The organism is Kitasatospora sp. NPDC085464 (assembly GCF_044541955.1).
In the GTDB taxonomy this organism is placed as follows: Bacteria; Actinomycetota; Actinomycetes; order Streptomycetales; family Streptomycetaceae; genus Kitasatospora.
In genome coordinates, this window is the sequence record NZ_JBITTM010000049.1 from 59,447 (window position 1) to 66,890 (window position 7,444).

The window sequence follows — 7,444 nt, forward strand, 5'->3', positions numbered from 1 at the left end:
GTGCCCGGCGCGTCGGGTGACGGCGCGCCGGGCCCCGGGGCGCGGGGTGTCAGCGCGCCGTGCGGCGGGAGAGCGGGGTGAGCGCCCAGGTGGCCAGGGCGGGCACCAGGAAGGCGAACAGCGAGGCGGAGGTCCACTCCTGCGGGGTGAAGTGCAGGGCGTCCTGGGCCGAGGTCCAGAAGTCCGTCCACCAGTCCGCCACCTTGGTCGGCGCGATGAACTGGTAGACCGCGAAGCCCAGCACCCACGGCAGCAGCATCGTCCAGCGGCCCGGCGCGTCCTCGGCGAGGTTCCAGCCGCGGCGCCCGGCGCCGAGGAAGAAGTCCACCGCCAGCACCGCCAGCAGCGGCACGAACACCGAGCCGATCAGGCCCAGGAAGTTGTAGTAGCTGTCGGTGAACTTGTCGATCTGCAGTGCCAGCACGGTGGTCAGCACGCCGATCCCGCCGCTCAGCATCCGGCGGTCCACCTTCGGCAGCAGGTTCTGCACCGACATCGCGGTCGAGTACACGTTGGCGAAGGACTGGTCGGTCTCGCGCAGCACCAGCACCAGCAGGAACAGCCAGCCGGCCCAGACGCCCAGGAAGGAGTCGAAGATCTTGTCCGGGTCGCCGCCGGACTGCAGCAGCGCCATCAGGCCGAGCACGTAGCACCAGACCTGGGCGATCGTGTACCCGGAGAAGCTGCCCCAGAACGCCGAGCGCGCGGTGCGCGAGTGCCGGGTGTAGTCGGCGGCCAACGGGACGAAGGAGACCGACACCGCGATCATCGCGTCGGTCGCGCCGAGGAAGCCGTGCCAGTTGCCGGCGCCCGGGTCCGGCACGCCCTGACGCCCCAGCTGGACGGTGAAGTACACCATCGCCACGGCCACCGCGCCGGCCACGAAGCGGCGCAGCACCGCGATCGAGCCCAGCGGCCAGATCGTCAGCGCGGTGGTCACAGCCCCCGCGAGCAGCACGAACAGCCAGCGGTAGCCGGTGGTGTGGGCGACGGTCTGGGCGCCCGCCGAGATGGTGAGCAGTTCGAAGACGCCCCAGCCGATGCACTGGACGATGTTCAGCACCGTCGGCAGGTACGACAGCCGGGTGCCGAACAGCCCGCGCAGGTTCGCCATCGCGGGGGCGCCGGTCCGGGCGCCGATCAGCGCGGCCACGCCGAGCATCGCGGTGCCGACGGCCGTGCCGACCACGATCGCGGTCACCGCGGCGGCCAGCGACAGCTCGCTGCCGGGGGCGCCGAGCACGGTGGCGGCGGTGGAGAAGCCGATCAGGCTGACGCCCAGGTTCATCCAGAGCGCGAAGTGGTCGCGGAACCGCAGCGTGCGCGGCGGTTCGGTGTCCAGGACCAGCGGCGCCTCGACGCGTTCGAGGCGCTCGGAGCGGTCCAGGACGGCGGTCGCGGCACCCGTGCCGGCCACGGGGCCGGAGGAATCCGCGGGGGCGGGGAAGTCCCCGGAGCCGGGGGCACCCGAAGAAGAGGATGGCGAAGCAGACGGCATGGCCGATACTCCCTACGCCGGCATTACCCGGACAGGTTCCGGCGGTCTGCGCCCCCTCGACCGTGCGCCTCGCTCGCGTGGCGTACGGTCGACATGCGCACTCTCAGCCTGGTCGGTCCAAGCTCCCGCGTGTCAGTTTGGAGCGACAGGCTAACCGGCAGGGGGGCGAACGCCCAAGGCCACGGCGTGCGCGGTCCGCATCGCGGGACGCCAGGCGGGGAGGGGAGCCCCCGGCCGTCGGCACCGGCTAAGGATTCTTATGAGTTCTTCAGAGGGGTCCTTACGGCAATCGAATCGACAATGCGAAAAACTATGGTCCTTGGTTCTGCCAGCTATGGAGGTCGTCCGTGAGCACCGAGCGCGAGGTTGGGCCCACCGGGCCGCAGGGGGAGCAGCCCGCCGGCCAGGGGGCGGCTGAGTCGGCTCCCGACGGCCCCGCTCAGGGCGGGCACAAGCCGACCATGGCCTTCCGCCGGGTCACCGAGCCGGAGGCGGCGGCCGACGCCGTCGACGCCGCTCCGGCGGACGCGGCCCACGCCGGTGCCGCTCCGGCGGAGGGCGGCCACAAGCCGACCATGGCGTTCAGCCGGGTGCCCGAGTCCGCGGCCGAGCCGACGGGGTCGGAGCCGGCCCCGGAGGCCGCCGCGCCGGAGGGCGGGCACAAGCCCACCGTGGCCTTCACCAAGGTCCCCGCGCCGCAGGCACCGGCCGAGGCGCCCGCCGCACCCGTCGCAGCTGCCGCACCCGTCGCGCCGGTTGCCGAGGAGCCCGCCGTCGACCCGGCCACCGGGTACATCGACGCGCCGCCGCCGGTCCTGCCGCCCGCGCCGGCCGCTCCCGCGGCCCCGGTGCTGCCGCCGGCCGCCAACCCGTACGCCACGCCGACCCACGGCGTCCCCGCCGCCGGCGCGCACGACCCGTACGCCGCCGCATCCGCCCCCGGCACCCCGGCCGCGCCCGGCGCACACGGCCACCACCCGTTCGGCGCCGGCCAGCCGCTCGGCGGCTGGGGCCCGACCCACGACGCCACCTCCGGCGGCGCGGGCCACCCCGGCGGCCCGTCCGGCCCGCTGGGTTACCCGGCCGACTACCCCGGTGGCCCGACCGGCGGCGGCCCGCGCAAGAAGCGCGGCGGTCTGGTCGCCGTGATCGCGGCCGTCGCGCTGGTCGCCGGGGTGGCCGGCGGCGCCGTCGGCGTCACCGTGGCCGACCGCAACGGCAGCAGCAGCTCCGCGGACGACCACCGCAGCACCACCGTCCAGGCCAGCGACACCCAGAAGAACGAGCCCGCCCCCGGCTCGATCGCCGCCATCGCGCAGAAGGCGCTGCCGAGCGTCGTCACCATCAAGGCGCAGGGCAACGGCGAGTCCGGCACCGGCACCGGCTTCGTCTTCGACACCGAGGGCCACATCCTCACCAACAACCACGTGGTCGCGCCGACCCTCAACGGCGGCAAACTGACCGTCAAGTTCGCCGACGGCACCTCGTACAACGCCTCGGTGCTGGGCCACGCCGAGGGCTACGACGTCGCCGTCATCAAGATCGACAACCCGCCGAAGAGCAAGCTGGCCCCGCTGCCGCTGGCCGACTCCGACAAGGTCAACGTCGGCGACGCCACCGTCGCGATCGGCGCGCCGTACGGTCTGGAGTCCACCGTCACCAGCGGCATCATCAGCGCCAAGGACCGCCCGGTCGCATCCGGCGACGAGACCGGCTCGCAGGCCTCGTACATGAACGCCCTGCAGACCGACGCCTCGATCAACCCCGGCAACTCCGGCGGCCCGCTGCTCGACTCCGGCGGCGCGGTGGTCGGCATCAACTCGGCGATCCAGTCCAACGCCTCGGCCAACGGCCGGGCCGGCAGCATCGGCCTGGGCTTCGCCATCCCGATCAACCAGGCCAAGTGGGTCGCGGACACCCTGATCAAGACCGGCAAGCCCGTCTACGCCAAGCTCGACGTGCTGCGCAACGACGACTACAAGGGCGACGGCGCGCAGATCCAGACCAAGGACATCCAGGGCCAGCCGGCCGTCACCCCCGGCGGCGCGGCCGACAAGGCCGGCCTCAAGCCGGGCGACGTCATCACCAAGCTCGGCGGCGTGCCGATCGAGAACGGCCCCGCCCTGGTCAGCCGGATCTGGACGCACAAGCCCGGCGAGACCGTCGACGTCGAGTACACCCGCAACGGCCAGACCCTCACCACCAAGGTGACCCTCGGCCAGCGCGACGGCGACCAGTGACCCCCGCCCGCTGACCCGCGACGCCGCGAAACCGTGTGCGCCGAACCCCGCCGGACCCGTTAGGCTGACCTCCGCCTGGAGAGCTGCCCGAGCGGCCTAAGGGAACAGTCTTGAAAACTGTCGTGGCGTGACCCGTCACCGTGGGTTCGAATCCCACGCTCTCCGCCGGTAGGAGAACCACCTGCTCAGGGCGGGTGCCGACATCGAGTCGGCACCCGCCCTCTGCGTTTGCGGGCACCGGTCCCGGTCGTCGCGGCGGCCCAACCGGCCGCTGTGGCCGCGGGCTTACGGGCCGGGGGCGGTACGCCCGGGGTGGAGGTCGAGGCGGTCGCTCGGCCGGTGGACCGTGCTTGCCCTCGACCGGGTCGAGGGTCCTAGCGTCGCCCGGCATGACCGAGGCCGCCGTTCCCACCGCCGCCGATCCCGCGGCCGCCGTTCCCGAGGCCGCCGATCCCGACGCCACCGTTCCCCGGGCTGCCGTGCGGTCGCCGCTGCCCCGGCCCTACCTGCTGTGGCTGGCCGGCACCCAGGCGGGACTGCTGGGCGACGCCGCGCTGTACTTCGCCCTCGGGTGGGCCACGTCCGCGCACGGCGGCGGGGCGACCGGGCTCGTCCTGACCGCGATCACCGTGCCCCGGACGGCCCTGGTGCTGCTGGGCGGCGCGGTCGCGGACCGGGTCGGCGCCCGCCGGGTGATGCTCGCCGCGGACGCGGTGATGCTGGTCGCGACCGCCGCCCTGGCGCTGGTGGCGGGCAGCCGCGGCACGCCGCTGTGGCTGCTGGTCGCGGCGGCCGCCGTGATCGGGACCGTCGACGCCTTCCACCTCCCGGCGAGCGGGTCGATGCCCAACCGGCTGGTGCCCGCCGACCGGCTGCCCCGGGCGCTCGCCCTGCGCCAGGCCGGCGGGCAGGGCGCCGCGCTGCTCGGGGCGCCGCTGGGCGGCCTGCTGGTCGCCGTCGGCGGGCTGCCCGGTGCGGCGGTGGCGGACGCGGCGAGCTTCGGGGTCGTCCTGCTGGTCCTGCTGCGGCTCCGGCCGGGGGCGGCCGCGCCGTCGGCCGCGCCGTCCGACGCGCCGGCCGGCCTGTTGCGCGAGGCGGCGTCCGGCGTCCGGCTCGCCCTGCGCGACCCGCTGCTGCGCGCCGCGCTGCTGCTCACCGGCGCGGCCGCCGGGGCGCTGCTGCCGGTGATGTCACTCCTCGCCCCGCTGCTCGCCCGGGCGCACGGCTGGACGGCGGGCACGGCGGGGCTGGTCACCGGCGGACAGGCGGCCGGGGTGCTCGCGGTGGCAGGTCTGATCGCCTGGCGGGGCGGGCTGCCCAGGGCGGGCGTCGGGGCGGCGGCCGGGCTCTGTACGGCGTCCGTGGGGGTCACGCTGCTGGCGCTGGCCGCGGGACCGGCGGCAGCGGTGGCCGGCAGCGCGGTGACGGGCGTCGGCTCCGGGCTCTTCGCCTGCCACCTCGGACCGCTGGTGGCGGCCGGCGCGCCGGACTCCCATCTGTCCCGTGTGCAGGCGCTGTTGACGCTCGTGCAGAGCGGGGCCCTGGTGCTCGCCAACGCGCTGCTGGGCGTGCTCGCCGACACGGCGGGCGCGACCCTGCCCACCCTCCTCTGCGCCCTCGCCGCCGGCACCGCCGGCCTGACCGCCCTGGCCGGCCCCACCCTCCGGCGGGCGTGACCCGTGACCGGGGTGTGCGGGTTGCGCCCGGGAACGCCCGCTGCCACGCCCGCCGGAGCCCCGGCCCGGGTGCCTTCCTGCTGCTCTCCTGCGGCCCGGCGGGCGTCCCTCCCCCGTCCCTCCCCGTCCCTCCCCGTCCCTCCCCGTCCCTCCCCGTCCCTCCCCCGTCCCTCCCCGTCCCGCGCCGCCCGGGGCCCACTTGCCCCTCTCCCGGCACGCGGGCAGAGTGCGGAGGGGGAGCTGGTCGGGCGGCGAGCGGAGGCGGCGATGGGTGATCTGACGGACCGACTGGCGCAGGGCCTCCCGGCCGGGGCCGTGGTGGTGGATCCCGACGTGACCGCCGCGTACAGCCGCGACATGGCCGGGTTCTGCGCGGCCGGCGTGCCCGCCGTGGTGGTGTTCCCGGAGACGGTCGAGCAGGTGCAGCACGTGATGCGCACGGCGACCGAGCTGCGCGTGCCGGTGGTGCCGCAGGGTGCCCGGACCGGGCTGTCGGGTGCGGCGAACGCGGTGGACGGTTGCGTCGTGCTGTCGCTGGTGAAGCTGAACCGGATCCTGGAGATCGACCCGGTGAACCGGATCGCGATCGTCGAACCGGGTGTGGTGAACGCCGAACTCTCGCGTGCGGTAGAGGAGTTGGGCTTGTCCTACCCGCCGGACCCGTCCAGCTGGGAGTCCTGCACGATCGGCGGCAACATCGGCACCGGCGCGGGTGGGCTCTGCTGCGTGAAGTACGGCGTCACCAGTGAGTACGTGCTCGGCCTGGACGTGGTGCTGGCGGACGGGCGGCTGCTGTCGACCGGCCGCCGGACGGCCAAGGGCGTGGCGGGGTACGACCTGACCCGGCTGTTCGTCGGCTCGGAGGGGACGCTCGGCGTGGTGGTCCGGGCGGTGCTGGCTCTGCGGCCCGCGCCGGCCCCGCAGTTGGCGCTGGCGGCGGAGTTCCCGAGTGCGGACGCGGCCGGTGCGGCGGTCTGCGAGGTGATGGCGCGCGGTCTGACCCCGTCGCTGATGGAGCTGATGGACGCGGTGTCCGTGCGGGCGGTCAACGAGCTGGGGCAGATGGGGCTGCCCGAGTCGACCCGGGCGCTGCTGCTGGTGGCGTTCGACGGCCCGGACCGCGCGGGCGAGCTGGCGCGGGTCGAGCAGTTGTGCCGGGAGGCCGGGGCGACCGAGGTGGTGCCGGCCGAGGACCAGGCGGAGTCCGATCTGCTGCTGGCCGCCCGGCGGCTGGCGCTGCCCGCGATGGACCGCTTGGGCACCACGATGATCGACGACGTGGCGGTGCCGCGTTCCCGGCTGGCCGAGATGCTGAACGGCGTCGCCGCGATCGCCGAGCGGCACGGGCTGACCATCGGGGTGGTCAGTCACGCGGGGGACGGCAACACCCACCCGATCGTGATCTTCGACGCCTCGGACGAGGAGCAGGCCGCCCGTGCCCAGCGCTCCTTCGACGAGATCATGGCGCTCGGACTGGAGCTGGGCGGCACGATCACCGGGGAGCACGGCGTGGGGCTGCTCAAGCGGGACTGGCTGGCCCGCGAACTGGGTCCGGTGGCGCTGGACCTGCAGCGGCAGTTGAAGGCGGTCTTCGACCCGCTGGGAATCCTGAACCCCGGCAAGATGGTCTGACGTTCACCGCGGTCCGCCGGCGGTCCGTTCGCGGCCCGTTGTGGTCTGTCCGCGGCCCCTTGTGGCCCGCCGTGGCCCCCGTTTCGGTGTGACTTTCCGATGGTCTGCGAATGGCTGGAAAAGTCGACACGGAAGGGTGGTCGAACTTTTCCGGGGCGCATGGGCGATCGCTCTGCGCCGGGGTGGTGCGCATGGCGGTTCGCGTCGCGTCGAAGCGCCGTTCCGGATCGCCCGCGAACCGGCGTCCGTACGGGCAGAATCCCAGCTCGGTGGCGGTGTGTCGGTGCGCTGTCCGGTTTCCTGCCCGTTATGCGCGGCCCGGGTGGATATCACGCTAACGGGCGAAATCCGTTGGTCGAGCTAGTGCTTTGTCGATTTGTTGCGGAAGTCTGTCTCCC

4 protein-coding genes, 1 tRNA gene and 1 riboswitch are annotated in these 7,444 nt (G+C 74.4%); of the genes, 4 read left to right on the forward strand and 1 reads right to left on the reverse strand.

Annotated features, from left to right (window positions below; translation table 11 throughout):
- Positions 1–49: 49 nt before the first annotated feature.
- Entirely contained in the window at positions 50–1,417 is a 1,368-nt protein-coding gene (locus ACIGG8_RS34140) for a purine-cytosine permease family protein (protein ID WP_396552508.1), read from the reverse strand.
- Between the two features lie 73 nt (positions 1,418–1,490).
- Positions 1,491–1,637: riboswitch (TPP riboswitch) on the reverse strand.
- A gap of 208 nt (positions 1,638–1,845) precedes the next feature.
- On the opposite strand from ACIGG8_RS34140, the gene ACIGG8_RS34145 reads away from it, so the two are divergent.
- The 4 genes from ACIGG8_RS34145 to ACIGG8_RS34160 all read left to right on the forward strand — a co-directional run bounded on the left by ACIGG8_RS34145 (position 1,846) and on the right by ACIGG8_RS34160 (position 7,046).
- The gene (locus ACIGG8_RS34145; protein ID WP_396552509.1) at positions 1,846–3,738 is read left to right on the forward strand and encodes a S1C family serine protease; all 1,893 of its coding nucleotides are present in this window, start codon (positions 1,846–1,848) and stop codon (positions 3,736–3,738) included.
- 77 nt (positions 3,739–3,815) lie between these two features.
- Positions 3,816–3,903: transfer RNA gene (locus ACIGG8_RS34150), tRNA-Ser, on the forward strand.
- Between the two features lie 224 nt (positions 3,904–4,127).
- Positions 4,128–5,414, forward strand: coding sequence for an MFS transporter (locus ACIGG8_RS34155; RefSeq protein WP_396552510.1), 1,287 nt, complete (start codon positions 4,128–4,130; stop codon positions 5,412–5,414).
- 267 nt (positions 5,415–5,681) lie between these two features.
- Positions 5,682–7,046, forward strand: a complete 1,365-nt coding sequence (locus ACIGG8_RS34160; RefSeq protein ID WP_396552511.1) for an FAD-binding oxidoreductase — start codon at positions 5,682–5,684, stop codon at positions 7,044–7,046.
- The last annotated feature ends 398 nt before the right edge of the window (positions 7,047–7,444 follow it).